Below are 18,136 nucleotides of genomic sequence, written 5' to 3' on the forward strand. Positions count from 1 at the left end.
GGTGACGCTACTCCGTAGCTTAGGAAAAATAGCTATTTATTCACCTTACTTTTACTCCGCTCGATCAAATCGCTCCCCGTCTGAACCGCCTTTGCGACTTGGCATTTTTAGCTAAATTTTGCTTGTCTGAGCGAAGCGAGTTCAAAATTTAGCGTGAATAAAATGCCAAATGAGCAAAGATAAGCGGTGAAGTCGGGGTGTGCTTTCTTTTGTTACTTTTCTTTGCACAAGCAAAGAAAAGTAAATCACTTCACAACCCCACAATTCAAACAATACAAATACTGCCCTTTCGGATCATTAAATTTCCCCAAAATTCCCAACTGATTTCTCAATTGATCCTGTACTTGTTTAGCCTCTGGTAATCCAACCATTTCACTTACACTAGTTTTCACTAAGGATTTCGCTCCTTGCTGTAAGGATTGTAGTAAAGCTTTAAAACCTTGCGGTTCTTCATCAAACCATTCAATAGAATAATTTGCTTTCTCACCTATTTGTTGATCGGCTAATTCTTGAGCTTTTCTTACCGCGGTTTCAAAATCGCCCAGTTCATCTACTAACTTATATTGTAACGCATCTTGTCCTAACCAGACTTGCCCTTGGGCTATTTTATCAACTTCTGCTTTGGATAAATGGCGACCACGGCTCACTACGTCCAAAAAACGCTCATATCCTTGTTCTATTTCTAATTGAAAAACCTCTTTGAGTTCATCAGATAACGGGCTTGTAGAAGATAATTCACTTAATTTAGAAGTACTAATACCATCGGCGGATATACCAATTTTTTTCAAACTATTTTCAAAAGTTGGAAATATTGAAAAAATACCGATGGAACCTGTTATTGTATTTTTATCTGCCACAATATAATCCGTAGTACTTGCAATCCAATAGCCTCCCGAAGCTGCTTCTGCTCCCATTGACGTCACAACAGGTTTTCCAAGTGCTTGCAAGTTATCAATTTCTTGACGAATAACTTCAGAAGCAAAGGCACTCCCACCCGGGCTATTCACGCGTAATATAACGGCTTTCACGGTTTCATCATTAGCTGCTTGATGTAATAAATTCGCAATGGTATCACCACCGACTTCATTTTCATAGCTTTCGCCATCAACAATTGCCCCTTCAACATTGACTACCGCAATTTTATGAGTTGGATTAGAAAAATGACTATCCCCTAATTGACGATCAGGTAAAGCAGATAAGTATGTGTCAAAATCCACATTTTTAAATTCCGTTACATCATTATCCTGTGTATTTTCACCAAAAAGTGCGGTTAATTTTTGCTGAATTTCTGCCATTGTGGTAAATTCTGTAATTAACTTGCGTTGTTTGACATAAGCGCTACTATCCCCTTTCAAGGCTTTCAAATCTGCTAAATATTGCGGGCTATCTGGCAATACTTGATTAGGTTCAATTTGACGGTTCTTGGCTACAATATCACGGAAATTTATCCACATACCACTTAACCAACGTTCAGCATTCGCTTTAGCGGCAGGCGACATATCATCGCGTAAAAATGGTTCAACGGCTGATTTATAAGTGCCTACACGGAAAATATGAGGGGTTATCTCTAGTTTATCTAGCATAGATTTAAAATATAGATTCTGTGCAGATAAACCATGAATATCCACTGTTCCCATTGGATTTAAATAAATTTCATCGGCAAAACTTGCTAGAAAATACTGACTTTGGCTATAATTTCCTGCTAACGCAATGACGGGTTTATGTTGTGCTTTAAAATGTTGAATTGCCGACCCCACATATTCCAACGCAGGTAGATCTGCTCCTTGGAAATAATTTAAATCTAGTACTAGCCCTTTAATGCGATCATCATTTTTAGCATTTTCAATAGCATAAACTACATCAAAGGTTGAAATTTTACGAGTTATATTACTCCCATCTAATTCATTTAAAGCCCTTTGCCATGATAGATATTTTTCACGATTATCAGCTAAATAACCATTTAAATTTAATAATAATGCCCCTTGTTCACCAACTAGTTGAACATTATTAGTTTGTGAATTGAACAGACTAATTATGGTTGCAAGAAATAATACAAAGAGTAAAAAAACAAGGTTCATCACCACGCGACGAACAAAATTGATAGCTTTCCAAATTATTTTAAAAAAATTAAAAATAGTTTTCATAGAACTTCCTTATTGTAAAATTAAACCGCATTTAATAAACTAAGCAATTATTTTAATGAATAATTGCATTAAAAAGAAATATACCGCAAAAATGACAAGTTTTCACGGTATTTTTATGTTAGAATTTTCAATTTATTATTCATAATAAGGACAGTTATGGACGCATTAGAATTACTGACAACTCGCCGGTCAAATAAAAAATTAGTCGCTCCGGCCCCTAATAAAGAACAACTGGAACAAATTTTTCAAGCGGCTTTACGTACGCCTGATCATGGAAAACTGAAACCTTATCGTTTCGTTGTAATTGCAGATAAGGGCTTAATAAAATTAGCTAATGCCTTAACTCAAGTCGCAACCGATCTTAACTTAGATAATAAGCAATTTAGTAAAATTGATAAAATTTGTGCAAGTCCAATGGTAATTGCGGTCGTTGCTAAACTTGATCCGAAAGTTGACAAGGTGCCAGAATGGGAACAATTAGTGGCGGCGGGTTGTGCAACCTATGGTATTCAATTAGCGGCTCAAAGTTTAGGCTTTGATAATGTATGGATTACTGGTAAATGGGCGGGTGGTGATGCATTACGTCAGACTTTAAATTGTACAGAACAAGAAAAAATTGTTGCATTATTATTAATCGGTACAGCGGAGAATGAAAAATTAGAACGTGATAGTAAGACCGCTGATACACAAGATTTTGTTTCATATTTATAGGATTTTTAATGGACGTTTTAATTAGTTTTTTTACCGACTACGGTTATTGGGCGGTACTTTTCGTACTGATTATCTGTGGTTTTGGTGTGCCTATTCCTGAAGATATTACGCTGGTTTCAGGAGGTATTATTGCCGGGCTTTATCCCGAAAGTGTAAATGTACATCTTATGTTAACAGTGAGTATGATCGGTGTATTAGCTGGTGATAGTACAATGTACTGGCTTGGTCGTATTTATGGCATAAAAATACTTCGTTTTCGCCCTTTACGAAAATTACTTTCAGCCAAACGTTTGAAAAACGTACGTGAAAAATTTGATCAATATGGTAATCGTGTACTTTTTATCGCTCGTTTTTTACCCGGCTTAAGAGCTCCAATTTATATGGTTTCTGGAATTACTAATCGTGTAAGTTATACTCGTTTTTTATTATTAGATTTTTGTGCTGCGATTATTTCTGTTCCTGTGTGGGTGTATTTAGGTTACCACGGAGCCAATAACCGTGATTGGTTAGCTCAACAAATAAAAAACGGACAACATGGTATTTATGTCATTATAGCTGTGGTCGTGTTGTATATTGGCTACAAAATCTATAAAGCTAAAAAAGCGAAGAACAAATGATAATGAGTAGTGCAATTATTTATATCATTAATTCAATGCCACCAATTACAGGTGGCAACCAAAAGCGTAGAAAACACTACGCTTTTTTCTCTCATACTATTTAATAATTTTCAAATGTGATGCCGATTTATTATCTGTTTTCTTGGCTTTATTTAGATTAGCTTTTGGTTTATCCACAATATCTTGGAAATTAGTTGGTTGTTCAATTTGTGCGGTCTGATCTAATTCATCATAAATCATTTCAGGTTCAAACATCACACCGTCACCATTCTCACGAGCGTAAATAGCTAAAACCGCCCCCATTGGGATATACACATCTCTTGGCATTCCTTGAAAACGTGCATTGAATTCAATCGCGCTATTACCTAAAGATAATGCGCCAACTGCGCCAGATGAAATATTTAACACAATCTGACCATCTTTCACATATTCTTGTGGTACTACAACTCCACTATAGGTTGCATCCACCACTAAATAAGGCGTAAAATTATTATCAACCAACCAGTCATAATATGCTCTTAATAAATAAGGACGTTTAGGCGTCGATTTATATTCCATTACCATTACTTATCATCCATTAAATTTCTAGGTGTAGCATTGCCAACAGATTGTTGAAAAGAATCACGATCAAATACTCTGTTCATATAAGCTTTAAGTGCTTTACTTCCTACCCCTGTGAATTCTACCCCCAAATCCTGCATTCTCCATAATAATGGAGCAATATAGCAATCTACTAAACTAAATTCTTCACTCATAAAAAATGGAGTTTGATCAAAAATTGGAGCAACTGCCAACAATTCTTCTTTTAATTGAGCTAACGCATTTTCTCGTTCTTCGGTTGTTCCATTTTCTACTTTAAATAAAGTCGGATACCAATCTTGTTCAATACGTTGCATTAATAGACGTGTTTTACCTCTTGACACTGGATAAACTGGCATTAAAGGAGGGTGTGGAAAACGTTCATCTAAATATTCCATAATAATACGAGAATTAAACAACACGAGATCACGATCTACTAATGTTGGTAACGTACCATAAGGATTTAACTCCATTAAATCTTCTGATAAACTCTGAGCATCTACAATTTCCGCTTCATAAGCAACCCCTTTTTCCGCTAATACAATGCGCACCTGATGACAATAAATATCGGATTTATCATAAAAAAGAGTCATTATTGAACGTTTATTTACTGCACTAGTCATTTAGTCCTCCAGCGACTAAAATAGAATGTTAAAATTTCCAAAACGTAGTTGATTCTGCTGTAGAACCAAACCTTATAAATATCCGGCTATTGTAGCATAAATATAGTCAAAATATCCAAGTAAAAAATAAACCGTGCTTAACACACGGTCTATTCACATCTCATTACTTATCACTTATCCAAAAATAACGCTGCCGCACCACGCACACCACCTGAATCACCATATTTAGCTTTTTTAATCACGGGCACTTTGGCACTTCGCATCAAATGTGCTGGCAAAGCTTTTGGCAAAGCGTGATACAAATGATCAAAATTAGATAACCCGCCACCAAAAACAATTAAATGTGGATCAAATGCGGTAATAATATTGCCGATGGAAATTGCCATTAATTCCACAAAAAGTTCGACAAAATCTACCGCAGTTTTATCTCCCACATAAAAGCGTTCAATAATTTCTTTGGCAGACAAATTTTCGCCTTTTAAATCACGGTATAACATTTCAAAACCACGACCAGACAAATACGTGTCTAAACAAGCTGTGTTACCACAACCGCACGAATAAATCGGCGCCTTATCCCAACCTAGCAGTTTTAAAGCATGGTAATTTAACTGTAAATGCCCTAACTCACCAGCCATTCCCACTTTACCAGAGTGGACTTGGCCATTGAAAACTAATCCACCTCCAAATCCAGTGCCCAGAATTAAACCTAATACAAAAGGATATTGCTGATTTTCTTCGTCCCACGCTTCGGATAAAGCAAAGCAGTTGGCATCATTTTCCGCCCGCACTTCTCGTCCTAATAACCTAGAGAGATCTTGTAAAATCGGTTTATTATCAGCAACACGAATGTTGGTCACTTCAGCTAATCCCGTTTCTCGATTCACGAACCCCGGTATGCCTAATCCCACTGAACCTTGATTACCGAATTTTTCATCCACTCGATTAACTAATCCCACAATGGCTTGTAACCACTGCTGATAACTGTCTTTTGGGGTTTCAATCCGTTCACTGTATTGCTTTTCTAACTTTTCGTTAAAAGCAGCTAATTCAATTTTAGTACCACCAATATCTAAACCATATAACATAAAAAACTCCTGTTTTTTAAACCGCACTATTTTACTAATTTAACTTTATTTTGCTGAAAATTTGTTTTCTTTCAAGATAAAAGAATAACGGTAAATGGACTAACCACGCAATTAATGTACTCACCAGTAAATCTATCGGATGATGCATGCCTAAACGTAAACGGCTCACTAACATTAACACTGACCAAAGTAATATCCCCACAACTAAAATCTTTGAAGAAGTACGGCAACGTCCCACCATTTGAGTAAAACCAACCGCCAATAACAACCAACTCACGGCAAAAATAGTATGCCCAGACGGGAAAGAATAACCCGTTTCGTTCTTACGGTGATGGACTAACCATACTGGCACATCTGCATTATTCGCATAAAATTGACTTACAATCATCGCTCTTTGCTCTCGAGTTTGATCGTAAAAATAATTCGTTGATACACCATTTTTATCAGTTAATTCTGTCACATAAGGTCTCGGTTCAGCAAAAATACTTTTTGCGATGGTTTTAATGCCTTGCGTCATTACCATGGATATTGCCATAATAATCACTGCAATAATCCATTTGGCTCTAGTAGAAAAAATCGGTAAAAAACATAAGGCAAAAACGCCACAAGTAATGATTGCATAAGGTGAACTACCAGTTTCGGTTAACCAATATAAAAAATAATCAAATGCGGTTAAATGACTATCATCTTGCCACTGCCATGAAAAAATCCAAGTAAAAAATGGCACAAGGCAAAGTAAAAAAGTATATAATGACATGCGTCTTAGCATAGTGAACTTCCTATGTAATAAAAATTGTATTTTATCACTAGAAAACTAAAAGAAAAATAAGGATTTATTATATGGCAAAAATTCAGCTTGTGACTGAAGCCAATTTACCTACTGAATTTGGACTGTTTAAGATTGTTGGTTTTGAATTTCCCAAGACGAAAAAAGAGCATATAGCTTTGGTGATGGGCGATATTGCAGATGGCAAACCTGTGTTGGCGCGTATTCATTCGGAATGTTTAACGGGTGATACATTGTATAGTTTAAAATGTGATTGTGGTTTTCAGCTTGCCACTGCCTTACGTCAAATTAGTGAAGAAGGACGTGGTGTATTAATTTACCATCGTGAAGAAGGTCGGGGCATTGGGTTAATTAACAAAATTCGTGCCTATGCGTTGCAAGATCAGGGAATGGATACCATTGAAGCGAATTTAGCTTTGGGGTTTGCCGCAGATGAGCGTAATTTTGCTGTTTGTGCGGATATTTTTGACTTACTGGCGGTTAATCAAGTACGGTTATTAACCAATAATCCAGCCAAAATTGATACCATGAAAAAAGCGGGCATTAATGTGGTTGAACGTGTTCCCTTGAATGTAGGGGAAAATCGTTACAATAGAGCTTACTTAGATACTAAAGCAAAAAAAATGGGACATTATATTGTTCATCACAATGGTGATGCGCAAAACACAGAGAAACATTTTTTAAGTTGTCCACACTGTTTATCGGAAGTGCCGACACCACAAAATGAACAATAAATTAGCTAAAATTATGATATAGATCACAAAATTAGCATCTAATTGCAAAATTTTATTGTTGCGAGATTGTTACAATTATAGAATAGTGAATTATGTTTTTCACATTGGTTGTGATATTTGTTTTTAGGGAAACTTAACTATGGCTACGCCACAAATTCTTATTGTTGAGGATGAAACGATTACTCGAAATACGTTAAAAAGTATTTTTCAAGCCGAAGGTTATAATACCTTTGAAGCTTGTGACGGTAATCAGATGCAACAAATTCTATCAAATAAAGAAATCCATTTAATTGTCATGGATATTAATTTACCGGGTAAAAATGGCTTAATGTTAGCGCGTGAACTGCGAGAGCATACCAAAACAGCATTAATGTTTTTAACCGGTCGTAACAATGAAGTGGATAAAATTTTAGGTTTAGAAATTGGCGCGGATGATTATATCACCAAACCCTTTAACCCGAGAGAACTAGCTATTCGAGCTCGTAATTTGTTACAACGTACCATGGGGGACGTTAAAGATGAGCCAAAAGTTGATGCTTATCGTTTTAATGGTTGGACATTAGATATTAACCAGCATGCACTGATCAATCCCGAAGGTGAAGTGCTCAAATTACCACGCAGTGAGTTTCGTGCCATGATGCATTTCTGCCAAAATCCCGGTAAAATCCAAACACGTGAAGAATTGTTGAAAAAAATGACCGGACGAGAATTAAAAGAAAATGATCGAACAGTCGATGTAACAATTCGTCGTATTCGTAAGCATTTTGAAGATCACGATGGTACGCCTGAAATTATTTCAACCATTCACGGTGAAGGCTATCGTTTTTGTGGAACGTTAGAATAGTCTTTTCTTAGCAATATCAAGTGCGGTTAAAAATTTAGAAAATTTTACCGCACTTTTTGTTTATATTTTCCCTTGTTTATTTGTACATTGCCCCGATATTAGGTAAAATGAGATTATCTTTTGTAATCCATTGAATATTATGACAAAGAAAAAAATTAAAGTTGCTTCCAATACCATTGCTTTGAATAAACGTGCGAGACACGATTATTTTATTGAAGACGAAATTGAAGCTGGGCTTTCCTTACAAGGTTGGGAAGTCAAATCTATGCGTGCTGGCAAAGCCAATATTAGTGATAGCTATGTAGTATTTAATCAAGGAGAGGCCTATTTATTTGGCGCAACTATTCAACCCTTAAGTGTAGCATCCAGCCATATTGTTTGCGATCCGACTCGCACACGTAAATTATTATTAAACCAACGCGAATTAGATACCCTATTTGGCAAAGCAAACCGTGACGGTTATACCATTGTGGCGCTGTCACTATACTGGAAAAATGCTTGGGCGAAATTAAAAATCGGCTTGGCAAAAGGGAAAAAATTACACGATAAACGGGAAGATATTAAAGATCGTGAATGGCAGGTACAGAAAGATCGGATTATGAAACATGCAAATCGTGGATAATCTGTTACAATGTCTTTTGATGTAAAAATTTTGTTAACTATTTGGAGAAAATGAATGGCACAGGATCAAGATCCTTGGGCACCGCCGGGGACGAATTCAGGAAATTCGTCAGGGCAAAAGCCTAATAATCAGCAAACGAATGAACCAAGAAATAAGCGAGATAATGAACAATCTCCACCAGATTTGGAAGAAGCCTTTACCAATTTACTGAAAAAATTGTCTGGTAAAAACAAAGGGAATGGCTCAAATAATCAACAAAATAATAAATTACCAGACTTTAATGTTGGGAAATTATTACCGGTAGCAGTGCTAGTCGGTGCTGTAATTTGGGGGTTGAGCGGTTTATATACAGTGAAAGAAGCCGAGCGTGGTGTTGTCACTCGTTTTGGTCAACTCCATTCTATTGTGCAACCGGGGTTAAACTGGAAACCTACTTTTGTGGATCAAGTCATTCCGGTTAACGTGGAACAAGTGAAAGAGCTGAAAACCCAAGGATCTATGTTAACTCAAGATGAAAATATGGTCAAAGTTGAGTTGACCGTGCAATATCGTGTGCAGGATCCAGCTAAATTCTTGTTTAGCGTTACCAATGCTGAAGATAGCTTAGGACAAGCCACCGATAGTGCTTTGCGTTATGTGGTCGGTCATATGACTATGGATAATATTTTAACCACTGGACGTTCCGTGGTACGTCAAGACACTTGGAAATCTTTAAATGAGATTATTAAACCTTATGATATGGGATTAGAAGTCATTGATGTGAACTTCCAGTCTGCTCGTCCGCCAGAAGATGTGAAGGATGCCTTTGATGATGCCATTAAAGCACAAGAAGATGAACAACGTTATATCCGTGAAGCGGAAGCTTATGCACGTGAACGTGAACCGATTGCACGTGGTAATGCTCAACGTATTTTAGAAGAAGCTACTGCTTACAAAGAACAAATTGTGCTTGAAGCCAAAGGGGAAGTTGAACGTTTCCAACGTTTATTACCTGAATTTAAATCCGCACCGGAGGTACTGAAAGAGCGTCTATATCTGCAAACCATGGAAAATGTGATGGCGAAAACGCCGAAAGTGATGATGGATGCGGGCAATAATTTAACCGTATTACCCGTAGATCAACTATTACGTCAAAAACAACAAGCAACGCTCCCAGAAACCGATGTTCAACGTTTTGAGAAAAGTATATCCAATATTGGCAACTCAAATAGTGCGGTGAATAATTCATCTGTTTCCAGTTCACCGGTGTCTAATACACCAATATCAACTAACAATGGACGCCAAGGGAGATTTAACTAATGCGTAAATATTTAACTCCGATTGTGATCGTTTTAGCCTTGGTAGTATATTCCAGTCTTGTGGTAGTACACGAAGGTAGCCGTGGTATTATGTTACGTTTCGGCAAAGTGCAACGTGATGTTGATAATAAAGTAAAAATCTATTCACCGGGTTTGCATTTTAAATTGCCGATTTTAGACAGCATGAAATTACTAGATGCACGTATTAAAACTTTGGATGGTCAAGCCGATCGGTTTGTCACTGTCGAGAAAAAAGATTTACTCGTAGATTCTTATGTAAAATGGCGAATCAGTGATTTTGGTCGTTTCTATACTTCCACCGGGGGGGGAGATTACACGCAAGCTTCGAATTTATTACGCCGTAAACTTAATGACCGTTTGCGTTCTGAAATCGGTTCAAGAACCATTAAAGATATTGTCTCTGGTACGCGTGGTGAACTCATGGCAGATGCCAAAAAATCACTCAGCACAGGACAAGACAGCACCGCTGAGCTGGGGATTGAAGTGATTGATGTACGAGTAAAACAAATTAACTTACCAGATGAAGTGTCATCTTCTATCTACCAACGTATGCGAGCAGAACGTGATGCGGTAGCACGTGAACACCGTTCACAAGGGAAAGAAAAGGCGGCATTTATTCAAGCTGATGTAGATCGTAAAGTCACTTTAATTACTGCAAATGCGAACAAAACCGCTCAGGAATTACGTGGTGAAGGGGATGCAAACGCGGCCAAATTATATTCTGATGCTTTTGCGCATGAAACGGAATTTTACAGCTTCTTACGTAGTCTAAAAGCTTATGAAAATAGTTTTAGCGGTGCTGAAAATATGATGATTTTAAAACCGAACAGTGAATTCTTCCGTTATATGCAAGCCCCCTAAAAATAGTTAAACAAGAAGTCTAATCATCTATTTGATTAGGCTTTTTTATTGAGCTTTAGGCTAAAAAATAGTAAAGTATCTAAGTTATTTTTTAAATACAACAGGAAAAAATTATGGGAAAAAGTGTTGTTGTCCTGGGGGCCCAGTGGGGTGACGAAGGAAAAGGCAAGATCGTCGATTTATTAACCGATCGTGTTAAATATGTAGTTCGCTATCAAGGCGGACATAATGCAGGTCATACTTTGATTATCAATGGTGAAAAAACCGTTTTACGTTTAATTCCAAGTGGTATTTTACGTGATGGGGTGACTTGTTTAATCGGTAATGGCGTAGTGCTTTCCCCATCTGCTTTAATGCAAGAAATGGGCGAATTAGAAAGCCGTGGCATTAAGGTGCGTGAACGTTTGTTAATTTCCGAAGCTTGTCCATTAATCCTACCTTATCATGTTGCTATGGATCATGCTCGTGAAACAGCATTAGGTAACAATAAAATTGGTACAACTGGACGGGGTATTGGCCCGGCTTATGAAGACAAAGTAGCTCGCCGTGGTTTACGTGTGAGCGATTTATTTAACCGCGAAAAATTTGCAGAGAAATTAAAAGGTATTTTGGATTACTACAATTTCCAACTGGTGCATTACTACAAAGTTGAGCCAGTGGATTTCCAAAAAACCTTAGACGAAGTAATGGCTATTGCTGATGTCTTAATCAGCATGGTAGCAGACGTCAGTACCTTATTAGATACTGCGCGCAAAAATGGCGACAATATTCTGTTCGAAGGTGCACAAGGTACCATGTTAGACATTGATCACGGCACCTACCCATTTGTAACCAGTTCCAACACTACCGCTGGTGGTGTCGCAACGGGGGCGGGTTTTGGTCCACGTAACCTAGACTATATTTTAGGCATTATCAAAGCTTACTGTACTCGTGTCGGAGGGGGGCCATTTGCTACGGAATTATTTGATGATGTTGGGGCTGAAATTGCACGCAAAGGTAATGAATTCGGTGCGGTTACGGGTCGTCCACGCCGTTGCGGTTGGTTTGATGCGGTAGCAATGCGTCGTGCCATTCAAATTAACAGTATTTCCGGTTTCTGTATGACCAAACTGGATGTATTGGACGGTTTTGATGAAGTTAAAATCTGTGTGGGTTATAAATTACCGAATGGTAATGTAGTTGATTTTGCTCCCCTTTCTGCCAAAGACTGGGAAGGCGTTGAACCAATTTACGAAAGTATGCCAGGTTGGCAAGAAAATACCTTTGGTGTGACTGATGTCAATCAATTACCGCAAGCCACTCGCAATTATGTGAAACGTATTGAGCAAGTTACCGGTGTACCCGTTGCGATTCTTTCAACCGGTCCAGATCGTGTTCAAACCATGATTTTACAAGATCCATTTGCCGTATAATAAAAAATCACCCTATTCTTCCCGTGTGGAAAATAGGGTGTTTATCTAGGAATATAGATGCCGTTTGAGAAGCCAAATAAACTGTTTTACCATTGGGATAAAATTTCTCTAAAGCGACTGATTTACCTATTCGCTAGTTTAATGTTGCTGGCAATAACCTTTCTTATTCTAATCGATCAATATGTGGGTTATAAAGTTCGTCATGATATCTATCAAAAAGTTGAACAAACCCCCTATCGCCCTTACGCCGTAGTACTTGGTACCGCAAAATATGTCACCAAAAATACCCCCAATCAATTTTATAATTACCGTTTAGAAAGCACTAAAGCCTTATTTGATGCAGAGAAAATTGACTATATTTTATTAAGTGGGGATAACCGTACATTACAATATAATGAACCACGTACTATGCGGCGAGATCTGATCGCCATGGGTATTGCCCCCCAATATCTATTTCCTGATTATGCAGGCTTTCGCACGCTCGACAGTATTATTCGTGCCAAAGAAATCTTTCACGCCGAACCAATGATCATTATTTCCCAAGCCTTTCATTGCGAACGTGCTTTATTTATTGCTCAATATCACAATATCAACGCCATTTGTTTTGCAGCGGATAATCCCGATATTTACACCATCACCCGATTTCGTGAAATTTTTGCCCGTTTTTTAATGGTGTGGGAATTAATTACCGAAAAAAAACCGCACTTTTTAGGGAAGCCTGAGCCGTTGCCGCCACCATTAAATCGTCATATTGCTCAAAGTGCGGTGGAAAATCCTTAAGGTTTTTAAATTCTACTCACATCAAACTTCGCTACATCAATCTTATCTTCCGTGCCATAAAATGCACATAACGACTTACGTAAAGTTTCCGCTCGTTTTGGCAAGCCTTTTTCAGCATAGCTTTTCACTTGTTCATACACCGCTAATTTAAACGGCATCGTATCGCCAACTTCACCGTTTAAATTATCTGAACTGGCAAAATAACGGAAATTCGCTGCAGTAGATAAAATCCATTCTAAGGCTTGTGGTTTCACTTCGGCTTGTTCAAAATCTCGTTGCCGTTGTTCTGAACGTCCATCAGGTTCATACCAATAACCAAAATCTTCTAATTTACGGCGTTCTTTACCCGCCACTAGCCAATGAGCAATTTCATGCAAGGCACTGCTATAAAAACCACGAGCAAAATAAATAGCATGGTAAGGTACATCATCATTAGCCGGTAAATAAATTGGTTCATCACCACCTTTGACTAATTTAGTATTAAATTCTGCATAAAAACATTGATTAAATAGTTGAATAATATCGTCTAATTGATGGGTTTCGGTATTTTGTTGCATGGTTATGTCCTCTGATAACATTGCCAAATTGCTGGAAAGGTTTGATTACATTAAAGTTCGGTTAAAAAGTGTGAAAATTTAACCACGCTTTAGTATTTTATGTATAAAAAACATTATTGAGTTCGACTTAAATTCAATACTTTTGAAAATAATCGTTTCAATAATAATGGAATAGATGACGAGCCTCGTCTCTTCATTTCATTGGATAACGCAATAGCAAGATCAGGTTTTGATGTACGTTGAATTGCTCGCTGAATAATTTTACGCATCGGCCGTGCTTGATGTGGCGTTTCTTTCCAGTTGGCTAATTTCACAAAAATATCGGCAAATCCTTCGGTATAAAAGAAATGTTCAATATCCTGTCTTGGTAAAGTAGTTAAACGATTGGTTAAAATATCCTGATCATTTACCAATTCTCGCACCGTGCCAGCATATTTATGCCCCGCTTCGTCACCATCCGTCAAAACATACCATTCAATTCCCATGGCTTGAGCATATTTGATTAAGGATTTTAATCCCATCTGCGCGAATTCCACAATACGAATCCCTTCGGCAGATAAATTAATATCCAACAGCTTCGCTAATTCCGATAATACCCAGACTTCGGTTTCCCCTTCCACTAAAATCCACATTTTCGAGAACAACGCAAGACTACGATTATGTCGAATATGAAACGTTAAACGGCGTAAATCATTTTTACTAATATCATGATGGTTTAAACTATAAGCCACCGTCTTATCCCAATAACGTACCAACCGGCAAATTGATGGTAGATTAACTTGTGAAATGAGTTCTACTGAATTAGTGGTGGTAATCCGCTGAATCGGTAAATATTGTGACAATTCCCACACAATAGATGCCATTCTCGGATGTAAACGTGAGCCAAGATCTTCAAATAAAATAATCGGACTCAGAGCTTTGATATTTTTCTGTTCCTGTGGTTGCAAAAATAACGAACGTAAAAATACCATTAATTGTTTTTGAATATAATGAGTGCTATCCTGACGCAAACGAAAACATAGGCTGTTTAATTTTTCCCATAATAAGGTTGGATCGATTTCATAATCTGTTATATGTTGGCGATCTAAAAAATAATATTGCAATAAATGACCCACCGCCAAAAATTCATGTTTCAAGCTTTCATCACCTTGCCAAGACAGTGGCAAACAAGCTATTTTTTCCTTATTTAAACGAGCATCTCGAAAACGATATACTGGATAATTTTTTATTAAATATTGTGCAATTTTCTGGCTATTTTTATCAACAACGACCTCCCCATGCTGATTAAGAAAAGTATAGTTGGTGATCAAACGATCTTCTTGTTTTTCACCAGATACTCGCAAATATAATCGTTGTAAACCATCTTGATGAGAAACCAATAAATGTCGGTATAAATGATGATGTTTATTAAGATATTCATTTTGTTTTTGTTCACAAAAACAAAATAACAAGGTAATATCTTGAGGATCCTGTGGAGAAATATGACAATCTTGGGGAATAAATTGATATAATGTATCACTACCATTTAGCACTAAACTTAATGCAGACAATAAACTTGATTTTCCCCAAGCATTTTCACCGATTAACACCATGTTCGGTTTAAAATGAATAGATAAGCGTTGAATTCCCCGAAAACTGGCGATATCTAATTGACGTAAATACATATTTCCCCCATATTTGTATTTTAATAATATACTACCACCCCATTTTTGTACAAGGAAAATTATGCTAGAAGGTTTACTTATTGTTCTGATTCCAATGTTATTAGGTTATCTCATCAAATCAAAAAATCATACTTTTTTAACCGCAGTTAATAAAATTGTGATGTTACTACTCTATGCTATTTTATTTGTTATGGGTATATCTCTTGGACAATTAGACGATGTGGCAACCAAGTTACCAATTATAGGCTTGTCTGCTTTTATATTTAGTGCCTGTATTATAGGCTGTAATATCGTTGGATTAATCACCTTTGATAAACTGAATCCGGCGCCTTTAAAACATTTGGGACATGATATTCCACCACGTTGGAAATTATTGTTAGACAGTGCCAAATTATGCTCAATGGTGTTGATCGGCTTTCTGGTCGGATTATTTAGCAAAAATTCCATAAATTTACCTTTTGGAGCAAGCACTTATGTACTTATTGCGTTGATCTTCTTTGTGGGGATTCAATTACGAAACAACGGTATTTCGTTACGCGAAGTGTTATTTAATAAACGAGGCATTTATACTGGCATGATTATGACCGTCACATCATTACTTGGTGGAATACTTGCCGCTTTACTATTAAAATTACCACTCACACAAGGACTGGCGATTTCTTCTGGTTTGGGTTGGTATTCCTTATCTAGCGTGGTAATTAATAACGCTTGGGGAGCAGAATTTGGTAGCATTGCTTTTTTTAACGATCTTTCGCGGGAAATTATAAGCCTATTTGTAATTCCCTTTTTTATGTTTAACTACCGTTCTACCGCCATTGGACTAGCGGGAGCCACAGCTTTAGATTGTACTTTACCGATCATTCAACGTTCAGGGGGAATGGAAGTCGTTCCGTTAGCCATTAGCTTTGGCTTTGTAACCAACATTGCCCCCCCTATTTTATTGGTATTTTTCTCGTCTATTCCTTTGTAATAGCTGAAATTAGGGCTTATTTTTAATCCAATATGCCTTAACTCGATTATTTTCCGCTTTAAACTGCCGTTCATTACGTAAATAATGGCGAATGGTTTTGGCTTGTTGATTTTCTAATGCTCCCCAGACTTTTTCAATTTCAGGATGCTGTTGTAAAAAAGTCAAAATTTGATCCGCACTTTCGCTATACTCAAAGCGAAATAATTGACTTCCTGCGGGGAATAGATTCTCATTCAAATAGGTCTGATCAGCAGGATCTTGAGTAATACTAATGACTGTCGGAGGGATTGGATTTTGCCAATTTTCTAGTAGTTTTGCTACAGTTGGCAAGGAGGTTTCATCAGCAATTAACAATGCTCGCCCTGTTGTTAGATGGTCAGTTTGTTCATAAAATTCATTATTTGCTACCACAAATTCCCCAACGGTCAAATCTTGTGTCCATAAACTACCAGCGGTATCATTATGCTGAAAAATATCCACTACAGCAATATCTGCATAATCTAAATTTGGCGAGCTTTTTTCTGTGTTTCGTAAGGTATAATAACGCCCCAGATGTGTATTAATATGCTGTGAATCGGGTTTATTAGAAAAACGTTCAAGGATAAAACGCCAAGCATAACCAGCTGGACTCTGCTCTGCCAACGGACTATCTGATTTTAAAAATAAACGACACATATTACGGCTTACTTGCTGTTTTTTTAATAATTGGAAATGCCAAAATTGGGAGATTAATTTACCTAATTTTTTCATCGCATGCATAGCTAGATTATGCACATTATGATGCAAACTATCTTGCGTTAAAAATGCAACAAAATGTGATTCAATCAGATCACCGATTTGACATTGTAAGATAATCCCTTCCTCAAATAAATCAACCAATTGTGCGTTTTCTACTTGTTCATTGATATATACATGAGCAATGGCAAGCAACGCTTTAGTATGTCCTAAATTAACATGTTCTATTATGTCTAATTTTTGATCATAATCGGCAATGGGTGTTCTAGATGTGGCTTGCATATTTATTCACCTCTATCAATTAAGAATAACTATCATTTCTATATTAGCATATACAAAATCAAAAATGAAATTTACACAATTCCTAATGACAAAACCGCGGTGTTTTTTTGTTTTATTTTACAAAATCAAAAACTTTTGTTAAAATAACCGCACTTTTGGGGCTGATCTTGGATTCGACGGGATTGGCGAAGTCCAAAGTGCACGTCAAGGTGCGGTAGGCCTTGTAAATAAACCGCAAAACAATAGTCGCAAACGACGAACAATACGCTTTAGCAGCTTAATAACCTGCTCATCGCCTTCGCTCCCTAGCTTCCGCTCGTAAGACGGGGATCAAGCGGAGTCAAACCCAAACGAGATCGTGTGAAGGCTTCGGCTTGGAGTTGACACATTAAATCCAATCAAGCTAGTTTATCTTTTCGCGTGTCTGTCCGCAGGGGGTAAGCGAATTTAAAGACTGACTAAACGTGTAGTACTGAAGATAGAGTAATTTCGGACGGGGGTTCAACTCCCCCCAGCTCCACCAAAACACAATTTTACACCATCCAAAGACGTACAAAAAAGCCTTATTTCTTAACGATTTAAGGCTTTTTTATTGTCTTTTGCCGTGTTATGCGGTATTATCAAATCCAGTGATTTTAGGAACACCAGATAGACCACCAGCACTTTTTGTCAAAAGCTGGTGTTCCAAAAATGGCTTAAACCCTTATAGCAAAAGGCTTTGTGGCACTTTGTGAATTTAAATTCTGGTGTTCCAAAACCCCTTGCTGGTGTTCCAAATCACTAAAAACAGTGTTCCAAATAATGCCTAAC

General features: G+C 37.3%; 18 protein-coding genes and 1 other RNA gene. 11 read left to right on the forward strand and 8 right to left on the reverse strand.

All coding sequences use genetic code 11. From position 1 onward, the window contains the following. Window positions 1-245: 245 nt before the first annotated feature. The gene (gene sppA / locus E0709_RS09550) at window positions 246-2,144 is read right to left on the reverse strand and encodes a signal peptide peptidase SppA (protein WP_132300369.1); all 1,899 of its coding nucleotides are present in this window, start codon (window positions 2,142-2,144) and stop codon (window positions 246-248) included. 156 nt (window positions 2,145-2,300) lie between these two features. Here sppA and E0709_RS09555 point away from each other — a divergent pair, with 156 nt between their 5' ends. Both E0709_RS09555 and E0709_RS09560 read left to right on the forward strand, forming a co-directional pair. Further along, window positions 2,301-2,855 (forward strand): nitroreductase family protein, encoded by a 555-nt coding sequence (locus E0709_RS09555; protein ID WP_132300367.1) that lies wholly within the window; start codon window positions 2,301-2,303, stop codon window positions 2,853-2,855. An 8-nt stretch (window positions 2,856-2,863) separates the two neighbouring features. Further along, a complete protein-coding gene (locus tag E0709_RS09560) occupies window positions 2,864-3,472 on the forward strand; it encodes a DedA family protein (protein ID WP_132300365.1) in 609 nt (202 codons plus the stop codon). Window positions 3,473-3,568: 96 nt separating this feature from the next. Here the strand turns inward: E0709_RS09560 and E0709_RS09565 are convergent, their stop codons facing one another. The 4 genes from E0709_RS09565 to E0709_RS09580 all read right to left on the reverse strand — a co-directional run bounded on the left by E0709_RS09565 (window position 3,569) and on the right by E0709_RS09580 (window position 6,528). Further along, complete coding sequence (locus tag E0709_RS09565; RefSeq protein WP_132300363.1) at window positions 3,569-4,030, reverse strand: ClpXP protease specificity-enhancing factor; 462 nt, start codon at window positions 4,028-4,030, stop codon at window positions 3,569-3,571. A 5-nt stretch (window positions 4,031-4,035) separates the two neighbouring features. Then, window positions 4,036-4,674 (reverse strand): stringent starvation protein SspA, encoded by a 639-nt coding sequence (gene sspA / locus E0709_RS09570; protein WP_132300361.1) that lies wholly within the window; start codon window positions 4,672-4,674, stop codon window positions 4,036-4,038. A 170-nt stretch (window positions 4,675-4,844) separates the two neighbouring features. Next, window positions 4,845-5,759: an N-acetylglucosamine kinase gene (gene nagK, locus E0709_RS09575; protein ID WP_132300359.1), complete on the reverse strand. Its 915-nt coding sequence runs from the start codon at window positions 5,757-5,759 to the stop codon at window positions 4,845-4,847. A gap of 34 nt (window positions 5,760-5,793) precedes the next feature. Then, window positions 5,794-6,528 carry a phosphatase PAP2 family protein gene (locus E0709_RS09580; protein ID WP_132300357.1) on the reverse strand — a complete coding sequence of 245 codons (735 nt, stop codon included), beginning with the start codon at window positions 6,526-6,528 and terminating at the stop codon, window positions 5,794-5,796. A 71-nt stretch (window positions 6,529-6,599) separates the two neighbouring features. Between E0709_RS09580 and ribA the strand changes: the two genes are divergently transcribed. The 7 genes from ribA (at window position 6,600) to E0709_RS09615 (ending at window position 13,118) form a co-directional block, all read left to right on the forward strand. Further along, window positions 6,600-7,280, forward strand: a complete 681-nt coding sequence (ribA, locus tag E0709_RS09585; RefSeq protein ID WP_132300355.1) for a GTP cyclohydrolase II — start codon at window positions 6,600-6,602, stop codon at window positions 7,278-7,280. A gap of 139 nt (window positions 7,281-7,419) precedes the next feature. Beyond that, window positions 7,420-8,124: a two-component system response regulator ArcA gene (gene arcA / locus E0709_RS09590; RefSeq protein ID WP_132300353.1), complete on the forward strand. Its 705-nt coding sequence runs from the start codon at window positions 7,420-7,422 to the stop codon at window positions 8,122-8,124. A gap of 139 nt (window positions 8,125-8,263) precedes the next feature. After that, window positions 8,264-8,746 (forward strand): SsrA-binding protein SmpB, encoded by a 483-nt coding sequence (gene smpB, locus E0709_RS09595; RefSeq protein WP_132300351.1) that lies wholly within the window; start codon window positions 8,264-8,266, stop codon window positions 8,744-8,746. A 54-nt stretch (window positions 8,747-8,800) separates the two neighbouring features. Continuing rightward, window positions 8,801-10,045, forward strand: a complete 1,245-nt coding sequence (gene hflK / locus E0709_RS09600; RefSeq protein ID WP_132300349.1) for an FtsH protease activity modulator HflK — start codon at window positions 8,801-8,803, stop codon at window positions 10,043-10,045. Next, the gene (gene hflC, locus E0709_RS09605; protein ID WP_132300347.1) at window positions 10,045-10,926 is read left to right on the forward strand and encodes a protease modulator HflC; all 882 of its coding nucleotides are present in this window, start codon (window positions 10,045-10,047) and stop codon (window positions 10,924-10,926) included. The genes hflK and hflC overlap by 1 nt, the downstream gene beginning before the upstream one ends. Window positions 10,927-11,039: 113 nt before the next feature. Further along, a complete protein-coding gene (locus E0709_RS09610; RefSeq protein WP_132300345.1) occupies window positions 11,040-12,338 on the forward strand; it encodes an adenylosuccinate synthase in 1,299 nt (432 codons plus the stop codon). Window positions 12,339-12,395: 57 nt separating this feature from the next. Beyond that, the gene (locus E0709_RS09615) at window positions 12,396-13,118 is read left to right on the forward strand and encodes a SanA/YdcF family protein (protein WP_132300343.1); all 723 of its coding nucleotides are present in this window, start codon (window positions 12,396-12,398) and stop codon (window positions 13,116-13,118) included. Window positions 13,119-13,123: 5 nt separating this feature from the next. Here the strand turns inward: E0709_RS09615 and E0709_RS09620 are convergent, their stop codons facing one another. Beyond that, complete coding sequence (locus E0709_RS09620; RefSeq protein ID WP_132300341.1) at window positions 13,124-13,675, reverse strand: elongation factor P hydroxylase; 552 nt, start codon at window positions 13,673-13,675, stop codon at window positions 13,124-13,126. A gap of 113 nt (window positions 13,676-13,788) precedes the next feature. Then, the gene (locus E0709_RS09625; RefSeq protein WP_132300339.1) at window positions 13,789-15,339 is read right to left on the reverse strand and encodes an ATP-dependent nuclease; all 1,551 of its coding nucleotides are present in this window, start codon (window positions 15,337-15,339) and stop codon (window positions 13,789-13,791) included. 61 nt (window positions 15,340-15,400) lie between these two features. Between E0709_RS09625 and E0709_RS09630 the strand changes: the two genes are divergently transcribed. After that, complete coding sequence (locus tag E0709_RS09630) at window positions 15,401-16,309, forward strand: LysO family transporter (protein ID WP_132300337.1); 909 nt, start codon at window positions 15,401-15,403, stop codon at window positions 16,307-16,309. A 9-nt stretch (window positions 16,310-16,318) separates the two neighbouring features. Here E0709_RS09630 and E0709_RS09635 read toward each other — a convergent pair whose 3' ends face one another. Further along, the gene (locus E0709_RS09635; protein WP_132300335.1) at window positions 16,319-17,326 is read right to left on the reverse strand and encodes a siderophore-interacting protein; all 1,008 of its coding nucleotides are present in this window, start codon (window positions 17,324-17,326) and stop codon (window positions 16,319-16,321) included. A 157-nt stretch (window positions 17,327-17,483) separates the two neighbouring features. On the opposite strand from E0709_RS09635, the gene ssrA reads away from it, so the two are divergent. Beyond that, window positions 17,484-17,849: a transfer-messenger RNA gene (gene ssrA / locus E0709_RS09640) on the forward strand. Window positions 17,850-18,136: the final 287 nt, after the last annotated feature.

Source organism: Lonepinella koalarum, from assembly GCF_004565475.1.
Taxonomy (GTDB): domain Bacteria; phylum Pseudomonadota; class Gammaproteobacteria; order Enterobacterales; family Pasteurellaceae; genus Lonepinella; species Lonepinella koalarum.